This is a genomic window from Bacillus sp. LLTC93 (genome assembly GCF_002993125.1).
In the GTDB taxonomy this organism is placed as follows: Bacteria; Bacillota; Bacilli; order Bacillales; family Bacillaceae; genus Bacillus; species Bacillus zhangzhouensis.
The window spans coordinates 639,266-661,404 of sequence record NZ_PVME01000001.1; the positions used below are offsets into that span (position 1 = coordinate 639,266).

The 22,139-nt window shown below is 40.2% G+C and carries 24 protein-coding genes; 6 read left to right on the top strand and 18 right to left on the bottom strand.

The annotated features are described in order from the left end of the window. Positions 1-165 precede the first annotated feature (165 nt). Positions 166-1,257 (top strand): GntR family transcriptional regulator, encoded by a 1,092-nt coding sequence (locus C6W18_RS03470; protein WP_105925964.1) that lies wholly within the window; start codon positions 166-168, stop codon positions 1,255-1,257. A 43-nt stretch (positions 1,258-1,300) separates the two neighbouring features. Here the strand turns inward: C6W18_RS03470 and C6W18_RS03475 are convergent, their stop codons facing one another. The 9 genes from C6W18_RS03475 to C6W18_RS03515 all read right to left on the bottom strand — a co-directional run bounded on the left by C6W18_RS03475 (position 1,301) and on the right by C6W18_RS03515 (position 7,213). Then, a complete protein-coding gene (locus C6W18_RS03475) occupies positions 1,301-2,026 on the bottom strand; it encodes a DsbA family oxidoreductase (RefSeq protein ID WP_105926377.1) in 726 nt (241 codons plus the stop codon). A gap of 364 nt (positions 2,027-2,390) precedes the next feature. Next, positions 2,391-2,948: a 6-phospho-3-hexuloisomerase gene (gene hxlB, locus C6W18_RS03480; RefSeq protein WP_105925966.1), complete on the bottom strand. Its 558-nt coding sequence runs from the start codon at positions 2,946-2,948 to the stop codon at positions 2,391-2,393. Further along, positions 2,945-3,577 carry a 3-hexulose-6-phosphate synthase gene (gene hxlA / locus C6W18_RS03485; RefSeq protein ID WP_105925968.1) on the bottom strand — a complete coding sequence of 211 codons (633 nt, stop codon included), beginning with the start codon at positions 3,575-3,577 and terminating at the stop codon, positions 2,945-2,947. The genes hxlB and hxlA overlap by 4 nt, the downstream gene beginning before the upstream one ends. 363 nt (positions 3,578-3,940) lie before the next feature. Beyond that, entirely contained in the window at positions 3,941-4,297 is a 357-nt protein-coding gene (locus tag C6W18_RS03490) for a winged helix-turn-helix transcriptional regulator (RefSeq protein ID WP_034324843.1), read from the bottom strand. Between the two features lie 76 nt (positions 4,298-4,373). Beyond that, complete coding sequence (locus C6W18_RS03495) at positions 4,374-5,243, bottom strand: alpha/beta hydrolase (RefSeq protein WP_105925971.1); 870 nt, start codon at positions 5,241-5,243, stop codon at positions 4,374-4,376. Positions 5,244-5,527: 284 nt separating this feature from the next. After that, on the bottom strand, positions 5,528-5,674 hold the full coding sequence (locus C6W18_RS20230; RefSeq protein ID WP_223251613.1) for a hypothetical protein: 147 nt from the start codon (positions 5,672-5,674) through the stop codon (positions 5,528-5,530). An 18-nt stretch (positions 5,675-5,692) separates the two neighbouring features. Beyond that, positions 5,693-6,040 (bottom strand): YxiJ family protein, encoded by a 348-nt coding sequence (locus C6W18_RS03505; protein WP_105925973.1) that lies wholly within the window; start codon positions 6,038-6,040, stop codon positions 5,693-5,695. Positions 6,041-6,100: 60 nt separating this feature from the next. Further along, complete coding sequence (locus tag C6W18_RS03510) at positions 6,101-6,427, bottom strand: hypothetical protein (protein ID WP_223251614.1); 327 nt, start codon at positions 6,425-6,427, stop codon at positions 6,101-6,103. Positions 6,428-6,613: 186 nt separating this feature from the next. Beyond that, entirely contained in the window at positions 6,614-7,213 is a 600-nt protein-coding gene (locus C6W18_RS03515) for a TetR/AcrR family transcriptional regulator (protein ID WP_105925975.1), read from the bottom strand. Positions 7,214-7,342: 129 nt separating this feature from the next. Here C6W18_RS03515 and cyoE point away from each other — a divergent pair, with 129 nt between their 5' ends. After that, positions 7,343-8,239 carry a heme o synthase gene (cyoE, locus tag C6W18_RS03520; protein WP_411266069.1) on the top strand — a complete coding sequence of 299 codons (897 nt, stop codon included), beginning with the start codon at positions 7,343-7,345 and terminating at the stop codon, positions 8,237-8,239. Positions 8,240-8,293: 54 nt separating this feature from the next. Here the strand turns inward: cyoE and blaBPU are convergent, their stop codons facing one another. Both blaBPU and C6W18_RS03530 read right to left on the bottom strand, forming a co-directional pair. Further along, a complete protein-coding gene (gene blaBPU, locus C6W18_RS03525) occupies positions 8,294-9,082 on the bottom strand; it encodes a BPU family class D beta-lactamase (protein WP_105926379.1) in 789 nt (262 codons plus the stop codon). Positions 9,083-9,200: 118 nt separating this feature from the next. After that, the gene (locus C6W18_RS03530) at positions 9,201-10,370 is read right to left on the bottom strand and encodes an acyl-CoA dehydrogenase family protein (protein WP_105925980.1); all 1,170 of its coding nucleotides are present in this window, start codon (positions 10,368-10,370) and stop codon (positions 9,201-9,203) included. A gap of 146 nt (positions 10,371-10,516) precedes the next feature. Here C6W18_RS03530 and C6W18_RS03535 point away from each other — a divergent pair, with 146 nt between their 5' ends. The 4 genes from C6W18_RS03535 to C6W18_RS03550 are packed head-to-tail and all read left to right on the top strand — an operon-like array spanning position 10,517 to position 13,559. Further along, the gene (locus C6W18_RS03535; protein ID WP_189318022.1) at positions 10,517-11,281 is read left to right on the top strand and encodes an amino acid ABC transporter ATP-binding protein; all 765 of its coding nucleotides are present in this window, start codon (positions 10,517-10,519) and stop codon (positions 11,279-11,281) included. Next, positions 11,278-12,138 (top strand): amino acid ABC transporter substrate-binding protein, encoded by an 861-nt coding sequence (locus C6W18_RS03540; protein ID WP_105925984.1) that lies wholly within the window; start codon positions 11,278-11,280, stop codon positions 12,136-12,138. Before C6W18_RS03535 ends, C6W18_RS03540 begins: the two co-directional genes overlap by 4 nt. After that, on the top strand, positions 12,135-12,833 hold the full coding sequence (locus C6W18_RS03545) for an amino acid ABC transporter permease (protein ID WP_105925987.1): 699 nt from the start codon (positions 12,135-12,137) through the stop codon (positions 12,831-12,833). The genes C6W18_RS03540 and C6W18_RS03545 overlap by 4 nt, the downstream gene beginning before the upstream one ends. A 12-nt stretch (positions 12,834-12,845) precedes the next feature. Continuing rightward, positions 12,846-13,559 carry an amino acid ABC transporter permease gene (locus tag C6W18_RS03550; RefSeq protein ID WP_105925989.1) on the top strand — a complete coding sequence of 238 codons (714 nt, stop codon included), beginning with the start codon at positions 12,846-12,848 and terminating at the stop codon, positions 13,557-13,559. Between the two features lie 40 nt (positions 13,560-13,599). Here the strand turns inward: C6W18_RS03550 and C6W18_RS03555 are convergent, their stop codons facing one another. The 7 genes from C6W18_RS03555 to fdhA form a co-directional block, all read right to left on the bottom strand. Then, positions 13,600-14,640 (bottom strand): 2,3-butanediol dehydrogenase, encoded by a 1,041-nt coding sequence (locus C6W18_RS03555; RefSeq protein WP_105925991.1) that lies wholly within the window; start codon positions 14,638-14,640, stop codon positions 13,600-13,602. Between the two features lie 70 nt (positions 14,641-14,710). Further along, positions 14,711-15,931, bottom strand: a complete 1,221-nt coding sequence (locus C6W18_RS03560; protein ID WP_105925993.1) for an MFS transporter — start codon at positions 15,929-15,931, stop codon at positions 14,711-14,713. A 371-nt stretch (positions 15,932-16,302) separates the two neighbouring features. After that, positions 16,303-17,052, bottom strand: a complete 750-nt coding sequence (locus C6W18_RS03565) for a glucose 1-dehydrogenase (RefSeq protein ID WP_105926381.1) — start codon at positions 17,050-17,052, stop codon at positions 16,303-16,305. A 139-nt stretch (positions 17,053-17,191) separates the two neighbouring features. Next, positions 17,192-18,313, bottom strand: coding sequence for an ABC transporter permease (locus tag C6W18_RS03570; RefSeq protein WP_105925995.1), 1,122 nt, complete (start codon positions 18,311-18,313; stop codon positions 17,192-17,194). Continuing rightward, positions 18,306-19,472, bottom strand: coding sequence for an ABC transporter permease (locus C6W18_RS03575; protein ID WP_105925997.1), 1,167 nt, complete (start codon positions 19,470-19,472; stop codon positions 18,306-18,308). Before C6W18_RS03575 ends, C6W18_RS03570 begins: the two co-directional genes overlap by 8 nt. A gap of 19 nt (positions 19,473-19,491) precedes the next feature. Continuing rightward, positions 19,492-20,436, bottom strand: a complete 945-nt coding sequence (locus tag C6W18_RS03580) for an ABC transporter ATP-binding protein (RefSeq protein ID WP_105925999.1) — start codon at positions 20,434-20,436, stop codon at positions 19,492-19,494. 212 nt (positions 20,437-20,648) lie between these two features. Then, the gene (gene fdhA, locus C6W18_RS03585) at positions 20,649-21,863 is read right to left on the bottom strand and encodes a formaldehyde dehydrogenase, glutathione-independent (RefSeq protein ID WP_099727725.1); all 1,215 of its coding nucleotides are present in this window, start codon (positions 21,861-21,863) and stop codon (positions 20,649-20,651) included. Positions 21,864-22,139: the final 276 nt, after the last annotated feature.

A 22,139-nucleotide genomic window follows, 5' to 3' on the forward strand; every position in this document is an offset into this window, starting at 1 on the left:
AAATATAGTTGTACATACATAATCAGACAAAAAACAGCATATTCTTTGAAGATGAAATGGCAAAAAGTGAAAGCGCCTGTTTTTGATTCGACAACCATGTTAAAATATGTCCATACAATTTCTTCTCAATCCGAGTAGATGAACAACTGGGAAAGAAGTGAAACGATGAAAAAGAAGTACCAGATCATTATCGATGATATAAAAAGCAAAATACTCACAGGGGATTACCGGATCGGGGAGCGTATTCCAACCGAATCTAGCTTACAGGACATGTATCAAGTGAGCAGGCATACGGTTCGAAAAGCCATCTTGGAATTGTCAAGCGAAGGATTTTTGCGAAGTGAAAAAGGCTCAGGCACATTTGTGACCAATCAATATCAAACAAAGCCTGCTGGACATGCTCATATGAAAACGATTGGGGTCATCACCACATACATATCCGATTACATTTTCCCATCTATCATTCGGGGCATTGAAAGCCGCTTAAATGAAGAGAACTATTCTCTGTTATTAGCTAGTACAAATAACGATGTCGACCAAGAGAAAAAAGCGCTAGAAATGATGCTGTCTTTTGGTGTGGATGGGCTGATTGTCGAGCCGACAAAAAGCAACTTATATAACCCGAACATTTCGTACTACCTATCCTTCAAAGAACAGGACGTACCGCTCATTATGATCAATGCCTATTATGAGCAATTAGAGGTTCCTTTTCTCTGTTTGGATGATGTAAAGTCCAGCTATCTAGCCACAAAAGAGCTGATTACCTCTGGACATCAACAAATCGGACTGATTTCAAAGACAGATGATTTACAGGGAAAATACCGGATGAAAGGTTATATTCAGGCACTAAGTGAAGCCAAGCTTAATTTCCTGCCTGAGCATGTGCTCTTTTTCGATACAGAATCGAAGCAGCATTTGGGGGATCATATTAAAACATTCTTAATGGCGCACCAGCATGAGCTGACCGCCCTCGTTTGCTATAACGATGAGGTTGGGTTAGAGGTGGCTCATGTATGCAGCGAAATCGGTCTATCCATTCCAGATGATCTCTCGATTATTGGACAGGATAATTCGTATATTGCCCAAAAAAATGCCCATGTGAAGCTGACAACGCTGACACATCCTCAGGAGCAAATGGGCCGAGATGCAGCAGACTGGATGATAAAAAAAGTCCAAGGAAAAAAGAATCTGCCTGATCAAACCTTTTATGAGCCTGAACTCGTTCCTGGTGAAACGATCAAACAAATGAAGGCATGAAAAAAATGAGCCCTCTTCACAGAAGGCTCATTTTTTTATATGATTAAATCTCTTCTTTTGAAGATGGCACTGCACACACGCCATCTGCACATGCGGCTTCAAAAGAGGTGTCGTCGGTCTTCTCAGCTTGAGCTGCTTCTTCTGTCCAAGCCGTTTCAAGCGCACGAAGGAAGGTATCGGCTGGCTGTGCACCTGCAACCGAATATTTGTCGTTTATTAAGAAAAAAGGAACAGCAGAAATTCCGAGCTGTCTCGCTTCTTTTTCATCTTTACGTACATCATCAGCAAACGTTTGATCATCTAAGACTTTCTGAACTTCTTTCTGATCAAGACCTGCTTTTTCTGCTATGTCTAAAAGGGTTTTGCGATCGCCAACATGCTTTCCATCTGTAAAATAAGCTTGAAACAGCTCTCCCATGACAAGATCGCCTTTCCCCATTTTACCAGCATATTGCGCCAATCGATGTGCATCAAAGGTGTTTGTCAAAACGAGCGGATCGAATTGAAAATCAATTCCTTTCTCTTTGCCGGCTTGCTTCACCTGCTCATTCATCGCCATTGCTTGGCTGCGGCTCATTCCATATTTTTTGACGAGCATATCATGCACATCATAATCCACTTGTACAGGTGCATGCGGATCGAGCTCAAAGCTTTTAAACTCTACTTCTATCTGTTCCTTCTGCGGGAATTGCTCAAGCGCTGTTTCCAGCTGTTTTTTTCCTATATAACAAAAAGGACAGGCGATATCTGACCAAATTTGCACTTTCATCTTCATCTTCATCTTCATCTTCCTTCCACTGCTTACGTTTTTTCTTTAAAGATGTAACTATTATAGTTACACTAAATCACTTATGTCAAGCCACATTCATTTTGTTCTCCATTTATCAGAAAAAGCCTTTCCTTCTAATAGAGGAAAGGCTCAGATTGTTGACAAAGGGCTAAAATGATCTTTATTTTAGCCCTTTGTCTTCTTTTCAGCGTGATTGAAAACCTTTGAAGTCTAGGAAGGACGAGCACTGGAGCGGAGCGAATTTGACATTCGTGAGCACCGGCGCGCAGGACTGACACCGAATGCGAGGGTTTGTCTACACGCTGAGCCTCTCCTTCTAATAGAGGAAAGGCTTTGAAAAACACTATTCTAAATTTGCGTGGTGTCCATACATAGTATGTGTGTCGAGCTCTTTCATTTCCATCAACCGCAAAATGACCGCATCATACATCAGAAGCAATGACTGCTCAAATAGGGAGCCCATCGGCTGAATGGTATGATGGCTTCCTTCATGTTGATCCTTCGGCGCACCTGACAGTAAGATGACTTCATCCGATAGATCAGCCATCGGTGATTCAGCTGAAAGCGTGAAAGACGCAACACTTCCGCCAATTGCCCTTGCCTTTTTCGCAAGCACAAGCAATGTCTCTGTTCGACCAGAACCACTCCCCACAATCAAGAGATCCTCTTCTGTAAAGGAAGGCGTATTCGTTTCGCCGATTACATACGCCTCGATGCCAATATGAGTGAGTCTCATAGCAAACGATTTCCCCATCAAACCTGACCTGCCTGCACCTGCCACAAAAACCTTTCGTGCAGCTAAAATGCTTGTGACAAGCCGCTCTGCTTGTTCGTCTTGAAGGGCTAATGAGTGCTCAGAAAGCTCATTCAAAATGGCTTTCACATAGTCACTTGTTTTCATGATTGCGAGATCAGCTGCTTCATTTGTGCGGCCACTTCTGCTTTATTGTCCTGGCTTGCAATACCGCCGCCGACAATGATCAAATCAGGGTTTAATTTCACAACTTCAGGTAAAGTATCAAGCTTAATACCGCCTGCAATCGCTGTTTTCGCCTGTTCGACGACTTGTTTAATGGTCATGAGGTCAGCAAATGAGTTTTGACCAACCGCTTGCAGGTCATAGCCTGTGTGCACACAAATATAATCTACTCCAAGCTCATCCAGTTCTTTTGCCCGGCCCGCGATATCTTTGATACCAATCATGTCCACTAAAATTTGTTTCCCTCTTGCTTTCGCTTCTTTCACCGCTCCTTGAATAGACATATCTTCTGCCGCTGCAAGAATGGTGACGATATCCGCCCCAGCTTCGGATGCCTGCTGCACTTCATAGCCGGCAGCATCCATAATTTTCAGGTCTGCTAGTACACGTAAATTCGGAAATGCCTGTTTGACTTCTTTTACAGCACGAAGCCCTTCGTTGATCACAACCGGTGTCCCAATTTCGACCACATCAATGGATGCTTCTACTTCTTTTATCAACTCAATGGCTTCTGGTATATTCACTAAATCTAATGCTAATTGTAATTTCATCAATATTCACTCCTGTTCATTTATATCATCTTCAAAAGCTCCGCGGATGATACCTCTTGAATATTTCTTGCATGAAACGAGTATAACAACAGGAATGAAGCAATCCTAGTACGCACTTTTTTTTTACATACTATACTTTTTTGCATATGGTTACAAAAAAGATACTGTCTTTCGACCAGTATCTCAGCGTGTAGACAAACCTTCGCATTCGTTGTCAGTCCTGCGTGCCAGTGCTCACGAATGTACAATTCGCTCCGCTCCAGTACTCGTCCTTCCTAGACTTCAAAGGTTTTCTATCATGATGAAAAGAAGACAAAGGACTAAAATAAAGTCATTTTAGCCCTTTGTCTATCGTAGGTATTTCTATTTATCACCCTTTAAAAAATTGCTGTCGAGATATTGTTTGCCCCAATCATACATCGCCTCTAAAATCGGCATTAAGCTTTCTCCTAGTTCTGTGAGAGAGTATTCAACCTTTGGCGGAACGACGGGATAAACCTCCCGGTGCACAATGTGATCTTCCTCTAATTCTCTTAGCTGATTGACAAGCATTCTTTGCGTAATCCCAGGCATTAACGACTTTAACTCACCAAAACGTTTTGTCCCTTCTCTGCCAAGGTGCCATAAAATCAGCATTTTCCACTTACCGCCGATAATATTCAGCGTCAGTTCTTTTTCGCAATTGAATACTTTATTTTCCATACGTGATGACAACAACATACACTCCTTTAATAACAAACCATGTACGCATTATCATATACTGCGGCAAATTGGATTGTCGAGTATACGGTCTTCGTTATTGATTCTGTTTATTCACAAAAGACATGACGGCCTTTGTCATTTCTTGCGCTTCTTTTGGCGCCCTGTCTGATCCAAACCACTTATTCAGGTCACTGTGGCTCAACGTATGAACCCGAAAAACAAACCGAGAACCTTTATCATGATTCAGCTTTTCAGCAAAGCGGTACACCTCAGGATTTTCCCAGCCCGTAACCAAATAGACAGGCGGTAAATTCGATTGATTCATATAAGTGACAGGCGATGCCCTTGTCCAGTTCTTCTCCTGTTTGCCAAACACTTTTTTATACGATGGTATGGCTTGGATAAATTGATTGATGTTTAACGGTCCGTCTAGAACAACGATGGATTTGATCGTTTTTGGCGACAGCCCCACACGTTTTAAGTAGGTCGAATCTGTGGCAACCAATGCCGTTAGATGACCGCCCGCAGAGTGACCCATGACATTGATTTTTGATGGATCTATTTGATACTGATCCGCGTGATCCTTGACCCACTTAATGGCGTTTGCCGTATCATCCGCCATCTGTTCAAATTGGGCATCAGGGTGCAGCCGGTAATTCATGGAGACAAACACATACCCCTGATTAGTAAAATAATTAGCCTTTGAAGCGACTCTATTCTTATCACCGCCTGTCCAGCCACCACCATGGAGATAGATCATCACTGGATGCTTCTTCTTTTTGTCTTCATTTTTACCCTTCGGCAAGTACATGTCGAGTGTTTGCTGATTGTTCTGTGTGTCTGCATAATGGATGTTCGTCGTTGGCTTAGGCTGATTTAAACGGAACACAAAGAATGCGCATACCAATAAGCCAGTGATGACTGCCGCTAATAAAAGCCATTTCATCATTCGATTCAATGTCATTGCACCTTTCTATGTTGGGATGGAGAAGCATGATTCGCACATATGTAGATCAGCCATCACGATTCATTCAAAATCACTTGAATGACTTGAACCGCTTGACAATAAAATGAAAAATGATCTTCTTCATAGTCTTCTACGAAATAATTGATGTTTTCCCAGCCTCTATCCAGAGGCTGAATGTTCAAGAAAAGACTAGCATCGTCTGTTAGGTCCAAATCTTTGATTTGAACAGAAGATACATTGGTGAATTTTAGATGGATGTCTGCTTTATGGGTCACAGATTCTTATGGAATGTGCAGAACAATACAGTTGATCAAGTCGTAATGTTCATTATACTCTTTAAAGTAGTGAAATTCATTGATTTGCTTTAGATGGTTGATATCGAAATCAGGGATTTGTTTCTGGATTTTTTCATCTAAAAACCATGTCATCGTTTGTCCTCCAAGAGGTTATTGTATCAGTGCAATGATTCGTTTTCTTGTTTCTTCATGGTATTGAACATAGGAATGCAATAAAGGATACGATTCAAGGATATGTTGATACGATTTGATTTGGGGATATTGCTCTTCAAATGAGTGACGCAGTACGTTTAACTGTTTTTTCGGTATTCGTTTATGATCGATCACAAGACTCAAGCTGCCTGCAACAAGTGAAAAAAATAAATAAAAATCATCTGAGGATATACCAGTTTCTTCTTCAAAAGAGATGATATCATCTGGATAAGCGGAATGAAAAACGTATTGATAGCGTTTCTTCAAATCATTAATTAATCCTTGTTTATCTTGGCTGATATTCATGGACCTTTCCCCTTTCTCTCATTGTTTTTAAAATCTCATCTAGACTTTATTGAGATCTTTCTATTCACTGCAAATAAATTCCTGTGAGTCGAAACATACTTTTTTCGATTCTATTGCGAGTAACATCCCATAGTATTCTACTGGATCTGGCTGAAGAACTGCCGTCAAAAACTCCCTATCTTTTGTTAGATTTGATAATTGTTTTATAGATGTTAAAATATCATCACTTAAAGCCCAATCAAATTCTTGAAACAAAAAACAATCAAAATTCTTTCTGAATACTTGTTGTGGTAGTCTTCTATTTTGGTCAAACACATTGCCCACTAAATACTGATATGACCTGAATTCTTTCTCTGAACGAACAAATAAGTGTTCCAGCTGTTTCAAGCCAATGCCCCCCCTCTCTACACCGTTCATGTCGATCTTAGTATTTTTTAACTCTTCCTCTATATCTTCTTTTAATTTTGAATATTAAGCACCGAGTCTTATTTCGAGAAGTTAGAGATATAATTGTTTTTTCTTGTTTCGGTCGATTAACTTTGTCATATTCTAACACGAACAACTTAGTTTTTATTAAGGTAAAAGGATTTTTTTAAGGGATTTTTCTAATAAATCAAGAGGTATATGATCTTGGTTAATATAATGGAATATGGCCATTCCATTTTCCAATGAAAGGATCGTCCATGCCATTTCTTCAGATGAAAGGGTACATGTAACATTCTCTTTCTTTATCAATTTTTCAATGGATTGGGCTATTTGTTTGACAGATTGGAGGATCATATCCGACCATTTATATCGTACTTCTTCATTTCTCATTGCATATAGAAGAAATTCCATATTTAGCAGACTCCACGTCCGATTTGCTTCGAGACTATAAAGAGAGTATTGATTCATTTTTTCTGGAAAGTGTAAAAGAGAAGGCTTCTCAGCTAAAAAAGCATTAATTTTTTCTACATGTAATTGCATTTGTTCCTCCAATAGAGCTAAAAAAATCTCTTCTTTAGAATGAAAATGCGCATAAAAGGCCCCTTTGCTAAATCCCGCATGTTCTGTCATTTTATCAATTGAGACCCCATGAAAACCATACTTGGCGAAATTCTCAACAGCCGACTTTAAAAGTAATTTCCTTGTTTCTTCTTTCCTTTCCTTTTGCGTTTTTCTTTGTCTAATCATTCCTCACCCTCCTTTTCTTGACAATCATACCATATAGAATTAATATACCAATTAGTATGTAAATTCCACAAGGTTTGTTTAATAAAGTACAACATTCTTGCTAATGAAAAGGGGAAGACAATGAGAAAAATGGGGAGAAAAGTTCACAAAAGGAAAACTGATATCATCGCTCAAACAGTTAAATCAGGAATTATTAAATCAAATTTGATCCCAATGTTTGCTGGATTAACCTTGGCATTATATACATACCAAATTGAAATCACCGATAAATCTTTTGAGATACTATTTGCTTTTGTCGGCTCAATTTTATTGATAGGCGCTGCTGGTGCTTTAAATAATGTCTATGATAGAGACATAGATTCCGTTATGAATAGAACGAAAAATAGACCTACTGTAACAGGAGAAGTAAATCCTAAAACAGTCATGTGGCTTAGTATCATGATGTCTATCATAGGAATGGTTTTCTTACTATTTACAACCTATCTAGCAGCTATTCTAGGATTCATAGGTTTATTTTTTTATATTTTTCCTTATACGATATGGAGTAAAAGAAGAACCATTTACAATACGGAAATTGGCAGCATTTCTGGAGCAATGCCCCCTCTTATTGGATGGGCAGCAATTTTTCCAGACATCACACACCCTGCTATTATTGGGTTGTTTGTTATTACAATTATTTGGCAGATGCCGCATTTTTATTCTATAGCCATTAGAAAATACAATGAATATCAAGCTGCAAACATTCCTATGTTACCTGTTGTAAAAGGAATGAAAAGAACATACTTACAAACGAATCTTTATATTATAGCGATCACATTAAGCAGTTTTCTTTTCTATTCTTTAAGCATTGGGCTTATGTTTGTGTCACTCCTTCTAGGTCTTATATGGATTTGTTTAAGTATTTTCGGTTACAAGCGGATGAACTCCGAGAAGTGGGCAACATTCATGTTTACCTATTCGCTTATTTATATGACAATTCTTTATTCAACCATCATTATCTATTCTCTTGTTCATAATATTTTTTGATTTATCAAAACCTCAGTTGTGAAGGTAAAAGGATAGGACTAATAAAAAAGCACCCTATAAGGATGCTTCAATCAAATGATATTTTTTAAATATACGATAAGTAATAGCTTTCGCTTCTATTCCCATGCCTTCAATGTTTGTGGCGAAGATGTAGGTTTTACTTTTATATTTGATAAATCCTACGTACCAGCCGATGCCTGAGCCGGAGCCTGTTTTTCCGTATAGGGCGGCATTTTCCTCTTCTTCTTGTATCATCATTCGTTTGACGGTTTTCATGACGGCACGGTCAAATGGGAGGCTTTCTTCATATAGCTGTTTGAGAAAACGGACTTGTTCTAATGGAGAAATACGTAATGTACTGCTTAACCAAAATTGTTCGATTCCGCCAGATATGTCTTGATTCCCATAATGAATGGCTTTAATCCAATGGCCCATGCGCTCTTCCCCAATGTCACGCGCCATGGCTTGATAGTACCAGACGACTGAATCTCTCATCCCAGATCCTAATGTATGATCCCTATTCCAGCTGTCAATCTCTCTTTTCACCCCATCCCAATATTTAATATCGTATTCATCTCTCACTGCGCCTGTTTGAAGTCCGATTAAGGCATTAGCCACCTTAAACGTCGATTGAGGCGCAAAGCGCTCTTTCGCTCTTTTTTTGTTATACACCCAAGGCGACTTTTCGTTTACTTCTTGGATCACAAACGTGCCTTCTCGATCTTTCATGATGTCATCTACTGACCATGTTGGAGCTGTTACCTCACTTGATGAAGGCTGGCTCATACAAAGCGCCACAAGCATGACGCCGGAAAACAGCCATTTCATGTGCTTTTTCTTCAAAACAATCGCTCCTTTTTCCATGATTTTCATCGATTGTAGCATGTTGAACGATGAGAAATAAGGGACGCTTGTCCTCTTTTCTTTCAAACAAAAAAGCCGGTTTCACCCGGCTTTCTGTTTAATATGAGCGCTCTTTTTTTTCTTCAATGGCCTGCTTCGCTATTTTTGATATGGTCATATCGTCCATTGGCGGGTTATGAAGTCCAGCACGAATATCTCGATAGTAACGCTGAAGCGGACAACTAAGGCTTAAGCTTTTCGCGCCGACTAAACGCATGGCTTTATCGACAATTTGCAGACTATGATTGACGACTGTATGCTTCACAGCGCCGAATTCATTGGATAAAAGCGCTCTTTTTTCTAGCTGCTCATACAATTTAGTCGTTGAATAAATGACGTGACGTGCTTGTTTTAACAGTAAATCGATTTCACCAATGAGATTTTGGACATTGGGCAGATCACTAATCGTTCCGCTGATGCTGTTCGGTGAATGTGTGATGGCATACTGAACAGCATAATCTCTTGCCGCTTGCGCAATTCCTAAATAACAGGAAGGGATATGTGCGATCCAAGGATTTAACGTACCGCCACGAGGCCCTTTTTGCACTTCAACGAGCATGTCGTCTGAAACCTCAACCTGATCCAAAATCAAATCATGGCTTTCTGTTCCTCTCATGCCAACAACATCCCACGTTTCTTCTATAGAAACACCTTTTGTATCACGATGAATTAAAAAGAAGCCCAGCGCTTCTTTTTCTTCGATCCACACGCCAACTAAAAAGTATGTGAGTGCTGGTGACATCGTTGTAAAAATTTTGCGTCCATTGATCACCCATTGATCACCTGATTTAGTTGCTGTTGTCCCGGGTTTGCCCCCTCTTGTTGGGCTGCCTGTCTGCGCCTCACTCACGGCCCGGTTGACAAGGGCACCTTTCTTCACTTCTTCAGCAAAAAAATGCAGCTGCTTTTCACTCCATTGTTTCTTTTCATAAATTTCACCTACCACCCCTTGGTGCCAGCCGATCGATAAGGCAGTCGCTCCATCCATGCTGCCGAGCGTCTCTTGAAATAGAACCATATCCGTCACAGATTGACCTCCGCCTCCATATTCAACAGGCAGAGACAAGGTCGTATACCCCATGTCTACTAATGATTTTATATTCTTTTTAGGAAAATAAGCGCCTTCATCATGTTCTTTTGCGGATTGTTCGATCGTTTCACGAAGAGACTCTAGTTGATGAAGCCATGTTCTTTGAAAATCTGTATTGACAAATAATGCTTTAGACAAAACGTATCCAACTCCTCTGTTTCTCGCAATCTATGATCATGCTGATTATTCCAATTGGAATGAATAAAACATACTTTACTTATAGGATTTAATGTGTTAAATTTTATCAATATTAAGTACATATGTCAAAGGAACGTGATGCTTTTATGATCTCAGCTACTAATCTACATAAATCTTATGGGCAGACCCATGTGTTAAAAGGCATTGATTTCACCGTACAAGAAGGTGAAGTGGTCGCAATTATCGGACCGAGCGGATCAGGAAAAACAACACTTCTTCGCAGTTTAAACAGCCTTGATATTCCAGACAAAGGAGAGCTGACGGTTGGAGAAGCCACGATTCAATTTGAACGATATCATAAAAAAGACCTTTTAAAACTCAGACAGCAATCTTCCATGGTGTTTCAGCATTATCACTTGTTTCAAAATAAACGAGCACTTGAAAATATTACAGAAGGATTGATTGTGTCTCAAAACATGTCTAAAAAAGAAGCAGAAAAGGTCGGAGAGCAATTTTTAACGCGTATTGGACTTCTTCATAAAAAAGATGCGTTTCCGAGTGAATTATCCGGAGGTCAGCAGCAGCGAATTGGGATTGCCCGTGCTCTTGCGATGAATCCTGCGGTGCTTTTGTTTGATGAGCCTACGTCAGCACTGGATCCAGAGATGGTAGGAGAAATTCTTGAAATGATCAAAGATATTGCGAGCCAAGGGATGACGATGGTCATTGTGACTCATGAGATTTCTTTTGCAAAGGACGTAGCGGATACGGTGATCTTTATGGCGGATGGCGAAATTGTTGAGCAGGGATCCCCGGAAGACGTCCTGATCAAGCCACAGCATGAACGTACGAAACAATTTTTATCACGAATTCATCGCGGAATGTGGCAAGGATCGGAGGAAAACAGATGAAGCGAAAGAGAGCATTCACTACCGCTAGTGTCCTTTTGTTTCTCCTCTCGCTCATTGGCTGCAGCAGTGTGAAAACAACGACAGAGGATGGCAGACAGATTGTGAAAGTCGCACTGAGTGCTGAAGTCAATCCGCCTTTTTTAGCCACAAATGACCGAAACGAGCCAATCGGCTATAATATCGACTATTTAAATGAAGTGGAGAAACGATTGCCTCACGTTCATTTTGACTTTATCTTTGGCGAGGAAGAATCCAATTTAATTGGTGTTGGCGCCGGGAAGTTTGAAATGGCAGCTAATTGGTTTTTCAGTAACCCTGAACGCGAAAAGCGGTTTCTTTATCCTAAGGTTCCGTACGGCTATTCGATGACGGGTTTAATTGTGAATGAATCAGAGCAAGATATTCAATCGCTTGACGATATGACATCTAAAAAGCTGGCTCCCGTCAGTCCTAGTGGCGGGCTGCGATCCATATTAAATCAATATAATGAAGAACATGATCCAAAAATTCCACTGACAACTATTGAAAGCCCTTCAAATGAACTCAACTTAAAGCGAGTAGAAAGCGGGCGGTCCGATGCGGCTTTTATGAACATTTCGACCTTTGATACGATTCAAAAGCATCTACACCTTAAGGTCAAAGTTGGCGGCATTGTGTCAAAGGAACCCATCTATCTTGTCTTACAGCCTAGCCAAAAGCAGCTTGCAGGAGAATTGGATCGGGTCACACAAGAGATGATTGATGATGGAACATTACCTGCTCTTGCCAAAAAGTGGTTCGGAGTTGATTTCTTTCAAGATATTGACTACATATCAGAGCAAGGCTATCAATATGAAGAAAGGAAGGAAGCGTCATGACGTTTACAGCAGGAGATTGGCTGCGTATCTTTTTACAGGTGCTTGAACGCCTGCCACTCACTTTTCTTATTATTGTGGTGTCATTGTTTTTTGCCATCATCATCGGCCTGTTATTTGCATGCATTCGAATTAAACAAATCCCAGTGCTGAAACAATTGGCTGTTATCTATCTATCTTTTACACGAAGTACGCCTTTAATTGTTCAGCTATTCTTGATTTATTTTGGACTGCCTCAGCTTTTACTGGTGGCGGGGATTCAAATCAATCATTGGGATCGTGTGTTATTTGTGATGATCACATTCTCTTTACATACGGGCGCTTATTTATCTGAAGTATTCCGCAGTGCGTATTCGTCTGTTGGGAAAGATCAGCTTGAAGCGGCCTACATTGTTGGGATGACAGATACTCAGGCATTGATAAGGATCATTATCCCTCAGGCCTTTCTCATTGCACTTCCAAACCTCGGAAATTACACCATTGATCTCGTGAAAGACACCGCCATTGCGTTTACAATCGGACTTATTGATATCAAGGGGCAGGTCAAGATCATCTTAGGGAATAACTACGGAATCGGCATGTTTGAAGTGTACGTGATCATTGCGATTGTGTATTGGCTTATCTGCATGAGCATTGAACTGATCACCATGCTGCTTGAAAAGAAATTTGTAAAAGGCCGTACCAGCCTGTCACGTTAAGGAGGCGATTTGATGCAAACCATTGATATTCCATTTGCGATTGACCAAGTACCGCATATTCTGAAAGGCGTTCCTTTTACTTTATTGATTGCACTCGTTTCCATGGCTGTGAGCCTTTTGATTGGATCTGTTTTTGCTTTCATTCGTCTCTTTCGTATTCCTGTGCTTCGGCAGTTTGTCACGCTCTACGTCTCATTTTTTAGAGGCACCCCTCTCATTGTTCAGCTGTTTGCTTTCTTTTATGGTCTCCCTTTTATTCTGACAAACATGAGCGGCACATTCGGGCTGACCTTTCATCCAGATATGGTCTCCCCCTTGGCTGTTGCCCTCATTACCTTCAGCCTGCATTCAGCCGCACACTTAACAGAGGTGGTGCGTAGTGCACTCCTGGCTGTAGATAGAGGACAGCTTGAAGCAGCGAAAATTGTTGGCATGACCACAAGACAGGCGATGCTGCGCATTATATTGCCGCAGGCATTTGTGGTTGCCTTACCTAATCTAGGAAATCAGCTCATTCAGTTATTAAAAGCCACATCCCTTTCGTTTACAATTGGTGTACTGGAAATCATGGGAATCTCTCGCATCATTGCAAATGATGGCTATCAGTTTTTAGAAACATACCTCGTATCTGCTTTGATCTATTGGCTGCTTAGCATTTTCTTTGAACTAGCTTTTGCTTTATTAGAGAAACGAGTCAGCGTGTACGGAAGATCTCTTGGACGTTAAAAAAAGAGAATGGCATATGCCATTCTCTTTGTCGTCCTACTTATTCAGCACTGACTAAAATTTTCACTTGATCTTTTTCATTGATTAAAGCATGGAAGCCATCCTCAATCACATCGTCCAGCTTGATTTTTTTTGTGACGAGAGTATCTGCGGAGAAATAGCCTTTTCTCATTAAGTTTAATACAGAAGGGAATACATCTCTATAGCCGATAATTCCTTTAACTGTACGTTCTTTAATGACAATATCATTTGGCATGATTTCTGCGCCCTTTTCCCAAATGCTTACAATGACAGTTTCTCCTGAAATTCTAGTTGATTGGATTGCTTGCTTCAATACAACAGGTACACCTGTCACTTCAAAAGAAACATCGACGCCACCGTTTGTACGGCGTGCAATTTCTTGAACAACATCTTCATACTGAGAAGGATCAACAATGATCGCTCCAAGCTCTTTTGCTTTTTCTTGGCGTTCTTTCGATAATTCAACTGCGTAAATATCTGTAGCGCCAGCTGCTTTTAAAGCTTCAATGACAAGTAAACCAATTGGTCCGCAGCCAAACACAGCCGCTGTGTCGCCAGCTTGTACTTTACTAGAACGAACAGCATATAAAGCAACTGCAGAAGGCTCTACAAGCGCCCCTTGCTCATATGAAATTTCGTCTGGTAATAAATGAAGTAATTCTTCATCGACAGATACAAATTCAGAGAATCCACCGCCGCCTCCGGCAAGTCCTAAAAAGCCCATGTTTTCATCTAAGTTATAAGCACCTTGGTGCCCATGAGTCGCAAAAATAGGCTCTACAACTACTCGATCGCCCACTTTGTAATGGCTCACGCCTTCTCCTACTTCAACAACCTCACCAGAAAATTCGTGTCCCAGTGTGACAGGTGCCTTTTCTTTTGTCAGTGGATGAGGTTCATTCACAGGAATGAAGATAGGTCCTCCTAGATATTCATGTAAATCACTACCACAAATGCCGCACCATTTCACTTTTAGTTTCACTTTTCCTGGAGCAACTGTTGGTTCGTCAATTTCCTCTAGTCGAATGTCCTTTTGATCGTGCCAGCGTAGTGCTTTCATTTGTAAGACTCCTTTTCTCATCAATTTAATTAACTTACTTAAATAATTGTAACATAATTTTTTTAATTTTCTAAGTAAGACGCACTATTTTTTTGTCAGTCAATGGACGAAAGATGACAAAACATAGAAATAGACAGACAAGAAGCATACATATACACCCCGTGATGACGGAGGTTCGTATAGATAAAACGTGTGCAACTCCGCCAGAGATTCCTGTCATACCAATCGTCAGAATAGCTTCACATAAAGCATAAAAGCTCGTCACTCTCCCCATCACTTCTACCGGGATATTCGTTTGATAGAACGTCATAAAACCTGTGTTAGCAAATGCTAAAAAGAATGCTAGAACAAAAAAGCCAACAGCCGCTACCAATAATGAGCTAGAAAAAGCATAGATCAAATAACCAAAAGCAACAAACAAACTGCCCACCCCAAGCATGATGGAAACAGGCAGCCTCTCGACAATGACCGAATTGAGACATGCGCCTAAGATGATCCCCGCTCCAGCCATACTGACAAGAAGACCATATTCTGTATTGGTCAGCATCAGCACTTCTTTTGCAAAGGCTGTTTCAAGTGAGTCAATGGCAGTAGGCAGTACCGTCATGGCGGCACTAAATAATAAATACACCGCCATCACCTGGCGTGACGTCAGACTAAATCGAAGAACAAGCTTCGCATCCTCCATTAACATTGAAAGGGAAAAGCCTTTTTGGCTTTCGACTGATTTTGACAAAATCGGTAAACACAGCGTCAAAAGAGCAGATATAAATAGGCAGATTGCATTTACATACATTGAAAAGACAGGTGTACCGATCAAAAAAAGTAGCCCTGCTACTGCGGGTCCAAGTAAAAATCCACCCGATTGTAATAAAGACCGAATGGCATTAAACCGTTTTCGGTTACCCGCCGGGATAAGCCCTGTCATGTACACCATCGACGCTGGATGAAACATCGCTTGTGCCATCTGAATGAGAAACACCATAACATATAGAATCAGCAGGTGTCCTGAAAATAAGGCAAAGGGGATACAGGCAATCAGAATCGCGCGGGTTATATCTAAACTGATCATCACATTCCGCTGATTCAGCCTATCAATCAAACTGCCAGACCAGCTATTTGTCAAAAGAGCAGCGGCCGGTCTTAGCATATAGATAGCTGTTACAGCAAGTACAGAGCCTGTTTCTTCAAAAATGAGCAGATGGAGGGCAATCATATAAATCCATTCTCCTATGTTCGCAATGCCGATGGCTCCAAGTAAAATACTCATATCCCGCCAATGTTTTTTCATCATTGTCCCCCCTATTTGTCATCAAAAAAATCCCGCCCCCAAGACATTTCTGTCTTGAGGACGGGATTTACTCCGCGTTGCCACCTCAGTTCATTCATCTGTTGCCAGATGAACCTTAGCAGGTCATCATTCACCCTTCTCTGTAACGGGAGAATTTCGCTGCACCACCAACCGAAGGAATCCGGTGCAGAGCTAAGAGGCTTGGTTCCATAACGCTTCCCAGCTCCTTCTCAGCTCAACGGAGTTCTCTGTGTGAGGCAGCGACTATGTACTCTTCTCTATTTGCGCTTTGTTTTCTTTTTTTACTCGATCTTCAGCTGAATTGTTACATATTGTACTGCGGCTGAATCAAAGCGTCAATATTTTTTATATTAATCAGCATAAATCATCTTTCTTGTCATCCCGCCATCAACGACTAAATCTGAGCCCGTCACAAATTGATTGTCTTCATCTGTTAAATAAAAACAAGCTTTGACAATATCCTTTGGCGTACCGACTCGATTGGAAAGATGCTGCTGATGGTCGATCTCTCGAAGACTATTCTCATCCTTCGTTTCAATCCATCCAGGGGAAATGCTATTCACCGTTATGTGATCCTGACTAAAGGAAGCCGCCAGGGCATGAGTAAGCGCTGATATCCCGCCTTTTGATGCCGCATACGCTTCTGTATCAGGTTCTGACATTGTCGCGCGAGTGGATGAAATGTTCACAATGGAACCACCTTTTGGATTCTCTTTCATATAACGCGCTGCTTCTCTTGCACATAAAAAAGTTCCTCTTAGATTCGTATGTAACACATGATCAAACTCATCAACCGTTAATTCATAAGGGGATTTTGTGCACATGACACCAGCATTATTGATGAGAATATCTATCGTTTTGTAACGCTCCACGGCAAACGACATTAAGTCTTGAATATCCTTCTCTTGTTTCACATCCGTTTTTTTAAAGTAGGCTTCATAGGACTCCTTTCTTAGCTGCTCCTCCAAGCATTTGCCTTTCTCTTCATCAATATCCGCAAGCACGACACGCGCCCCTTTTTTTGCATAGCCGTAGGCGATTGCTTCACCAATTCCATTTGCTGCGCCTGTGATGATGACGGTTTTATGTTGAAAATTCATCATTCATCCAATCCTTTCTCTCATAAGATATTGTCGTCTATCATACCATTTTGAGGAGATCACATAAATACAAAAACCCTCTATCGCAATTGAGCCATGGAGGGTTTTGTAAAAACTAAAATGTAACAAAGAAAAGTGATTAATAGGATCTCATATTTTTCAAACCAATCACCATAAAAACAATCGAAAAAGCAGCTAAAACTGCTATGTCTAATAATAAGATTGAGTGATTGACAGTACCGCTCATAATCTCACCAAAACCAGACATCATCCATGTTTGCGGTATAGCCAAAGAGATCTTCTTCATCATGTATGGAACAATATCTAAAGGCCAATAAATACCACCCAGCATGCATGACCCTACAATGACAACTGCACTAAATACTTCAGCTTGTTTTTTTGTATGAGATAAGGTGGCAATCATAAACCCTAAACTCACAACAAGTCCAATAACGAATGATCCAAACACCAAAATAAAAATAAGGTTGCCTAAGTACATATGAAAGAACACAGATAAGACGGTCAAAAGAACTCCAAGCTGTATCCATCCTAGAAGGAAATAAGCCATTAAATAGCCCAGCAGCACATATATTTTATGGATTGGACTTGAAAGCAATCTTTGCCAAGTATAATCTTTATATTCCAAATGAATAGATGACACAGCGCTTGAGATCGCAAACATCATAAACATGATGGTGAAACCAAGCGGAATTAAATTTGGCTGCTGGCTTGCTTGACCATCTTCATTTTTTTCAATTAATGAAATGGTGCCAGATTCATTCAATTTCTTCAATGCATTGATGAGAGAAAGACTTTTCTGCTCTTTTACACCTTGACTGATTTGATAAATGATAGCCGCTGTCTCTTTTAAATAGGGAGCTAAGACTGCATATTCCTCAGTCTTCTTATAAACCATCACATCAAAAATCTCTTTATTTTCTTTTAGATAGGACTTTAATTGGTTTGCAACTTTTACAGACGCAACTACCTTTTCTTCAGATACTAAATCTTTTGCGTCGCTTTCAGTCGCCTTTACCCAGAGAAATTTGGTGTTTTTTTCGAGAATTCGAAAAATTTCTTGATTCAAATGATGTTGACCGGGTTCTTGAATAAAAGCAACTGTTGGTTTCTTTGTATCAGATACCGTACTGCCAAAGATCAAGCTAAATAAGATTGGCATAACAAATAAAAAAATGAGGGTCAATGGGGACTTTAATGTTTCTTTTAACTTTAACGTTATAATGGCTAATATTTTATGCATAACGATGCTTCCTTTCAAAAGACATTCTTAATAAAGCAATGATGAAGAAAGCTAGTCCCATCCCACAGCTAAGTAATAATCCGCTTTGAATTTCACTAAAATCAGCACCTGCCATACTTTTCAAAAACATTTGAAGAGCAAGGGAATTAGGTAAAAAATAGCTGATATCAATCACCCATTGTGGGAATAAGTATAAGGGCACCATACTCCCACCTAAAGCAGCTAACACTTGAGTTCCTAAAATCCCCACACTGTTAAACGTTTTTTCTCTATTGATAAAAGAACCAATCAGCACCCCGAAACCCGCAGCATTTAATATAAAACTACATCCGATCATAACAACAGTAAAAGGCTCTCCCCAGTTCACCTTAAAGACAAAACTAGTAAATAAAATAATGACTGCAAGTTGAATCATACTCATCAAAACGATACCCAATAACTTCCCAACGATGTAACTAGTATTGCTTAATTTTGATACAATCAGCCTTTTATACACATCTTCCTCTTTTTCCTCTATCATACTTCCAACTAGCAAAACAACAGTCATTAATAAAAAAAGCACACCCATCCCGCCAGCGTAGTATTGGAAGGATGTAATCGGCTGGCTGTTGATATGAATATTCCTCTCGTTCACCAGTTCTTTTTTCAGTTGATCAGACACGCTTTCCACTTCTTTACCTTGATTCAACGGCACCAGAATACGATTCATCTGATAATTTTGAAAGAATTGCAGAACCACATTTTCTAGAACCATTTCCTGTAAGGTTGAATTAGGTCCTTTCAAAATATTTAATTGCACATGATCCTGATTTAATAAGCTTTTTTCAAAATTCGGCTTGATGATTATACCCATTGTAATGTCTCTACTATTTAAATCTTTCTCTAGCTGATTTTTCGAGGTGACCTTCACATCAATGATGCCATCGAGCTCACTCTTGGACAACGTCGATAGAAACATTTTACTTGTAGCGGACTTATCTTGATCTGTTATTCCTACACGAAATGAGTTGATGCTGACTTCACTATCTTTCTTCATATGATCTCCAAATGCTGCACCTAATATGGCGATCAAAATGATAGGCATAAAAAAAAGTGTGAAAAAGCTTTTTTTATCTCTAAAAAACAATAATAGATCTTTCAGTACAATCCAAATGCTCATATGCTCACCTCTAAACAATCTAGTCCCGCAATTTTTTACTAGTTAAATACAAAAATACATTTTCTAAATTTGGTTCTATGATTTCTGCTGAAATAATTTGAACATTTAATGCGGTCACACCTTGAATGAGGCGACTTAATAGCTGCTGAGGATGTTGATCGAATATTTTGATTTGATTTCCTTGAACCAAAATTTCCTTTATCGGGTCGTATTCATGTATGTATTGACGCACTCGATCTATTTCGTTTTGTCCATGTTCACATTTGATGGTGAAAATAATCTCCCTTTGATTTCCGACAAGTTCACTTAATTCACGTTGATTTCCCATAGCGATGATAGAGCCATGATCCATAATGGCCATTCTTTCACATAAATATTCGACTTCCTCCATGTAATGACTAGTATAAATAATTGTCAATCCTTCACTATTTAACGTTCTGACTGTTTCTAGTATATGATTTCTAGATTGGGGATCTATACCTACAGTGGGTTCATCCATGATTAATAGTTTCGGTCGATGCAAAATGGCACATCCGATATTCACTCTTCTTTTCATCCCTCCTGAGAATACCTTCACTTTATCATTTGCTCTATCTTCAAGACCGATTAACTCAAGTGTTTCTTGTACTCTGCTTTTTAACTCCTTTCCTGTGAGTCCGTACATTCTCCCCCAAAACATTAAATTTTCTTTTGCTGTTAAATGAAAATATAAAGCAATCTCTTGCGGGACAATGCCAATCAATTGCTGCGCATGTTTTGTTTCTTTGTTTAAATCTTTTCCTCCAATCGTCACAGTGCCGCTTGTTGCACGAATAAGCCCTGTCATTATGCTAATTAATGTAGATTTCCCTGCACCATTTGGTCCTAATAACCCAAACGATTCTCCTTTTTTCAAGTGAAAGGACACCCCTTTTAATACCTGTTTATCCTCATAATTTTTCTTGATGTCATTTACTATTAGCAATAGATATCTCTCCCCTATTCTTCCTATAGTCAAGCGGAATATATGGTATGACCTTCAACTAAAGAGTAATATTTCCAATTTACTCATTTTAACATGTTACGAATTGCAGGAGAATAGTACAGGCCTGTTTAAATTTGAAAACAAAAAAACTTACAGGAACTGCTCTCCTGTAAGTTTTTTCTTCCTCTTATTTTAAATGGTTCAATGGTTCATTATTTTGAAATCATCCCATGCGGATCTATCACAAATTTCTTCGCCACACCCGAATCAAAATCACTGTATCCTTTAGGGGCTTGATCAAGGTCAATGACGGTCGCATTGACGGCTTTGGCGATTTGTGCCCTTCCGCTTAAGATGGATTTCATGAGACTGCGATGATATTGCATGACAGGGGTTTGACCTGTCACAAAGGTATGCGCTTTGGCCCAGCCAAGTCCAATTCGTACTTTAAGAGAACCGACTTTTGCATCCTCGTCTACTGCACCTGGATCTTCAGTGACGTAAAGCCCAGGAATTCCAAGTTTACCGCCAACTTTTGTAATATCCATAATTGTATTTAAAACGGTCGCAGGTGCTTCTCCCTGATCTCCATGACCTGAAGCTTCAAAGCCGACACAATCGACGGCACAGTCAACTTCTGGCTCTCCTAAGATATTCGTGATTTGTTCGCCGATTCGATCATGCTTTCGTAAATTGATCGTCTCGCAGCCGAAGCTTCTGGCCTGCTCCAGCCTTTGCTCATTCAGATCGCCAACGATCACAGCAGAGGCGCCAAGGAGCTGAGCGGAATGTGCTGCTGCAAGACCTACTGGCCCTGCCCCAGCAATATATACGGTAGAGCCCGGCTTTACTCCAGCCGTATAAGCACCATGAAAACCTGTCGGGAAAATATCTGAAAGCATCGTCAAATCCAGTATTTTTTCCATTGCCTGATCTTTGTCCGGAAATTTGAGCAGCTGGAAATCTGCATATGGAACCATGACGTACTCGGATTGACCGCCAACCCATCCGCCCATATCCACATATCCATAGGCGGAACCAGGACGATCTGGGTTTACATTTAAGCACACATGGGTTTTTTGTTCCTTACACATGACGCAGCGTCCGCAAGCAATATTAAACGGAACAGACACGAGGTCTCCTTTTTGAATAAACTCTACATCTCGTCCAACCTCAACGACTTCACCTGTAATTTCATGACCAAGGACAAGTCCCTCAGGTGCAGTAGTACGCCCTCTCACCATGTGCTGGTCACTTCCGCAAATGTTTGTTGTCACCACTTTTAAAATAACGCCATGCTCACATTTGCGCCCAACATTGGCTTTAGGTACACCTGGGCCATCCTTTAAGACCAAATCAGGGTATCCAATATCCTCAACTGCTACATTTCCTGCCCCTTTATAAACGACACCTTTGTTTCCCGACATGTCTCCATTCCTCCCTTTTTGTTTAAAAATGAAGTCTCTACAATTTTCTCTATCTTTCGACGTTTCCCTTCTTCAAACCGCTCATTGTCACAAAAAGACATGAATGATTGTCTATCGGTGAGAGAAAAATGTATCTCCCAGTCAAATAAAAAAGAAAATATTGAAAAAAAAGCTAAACTTTTGTAAAAGGGTGTCGATATAAAAAATAAGCCAGACAGGTATCCTTAATCGACAAACAAATTCCTTATATATACTATCATTCCTTACACACCTGGC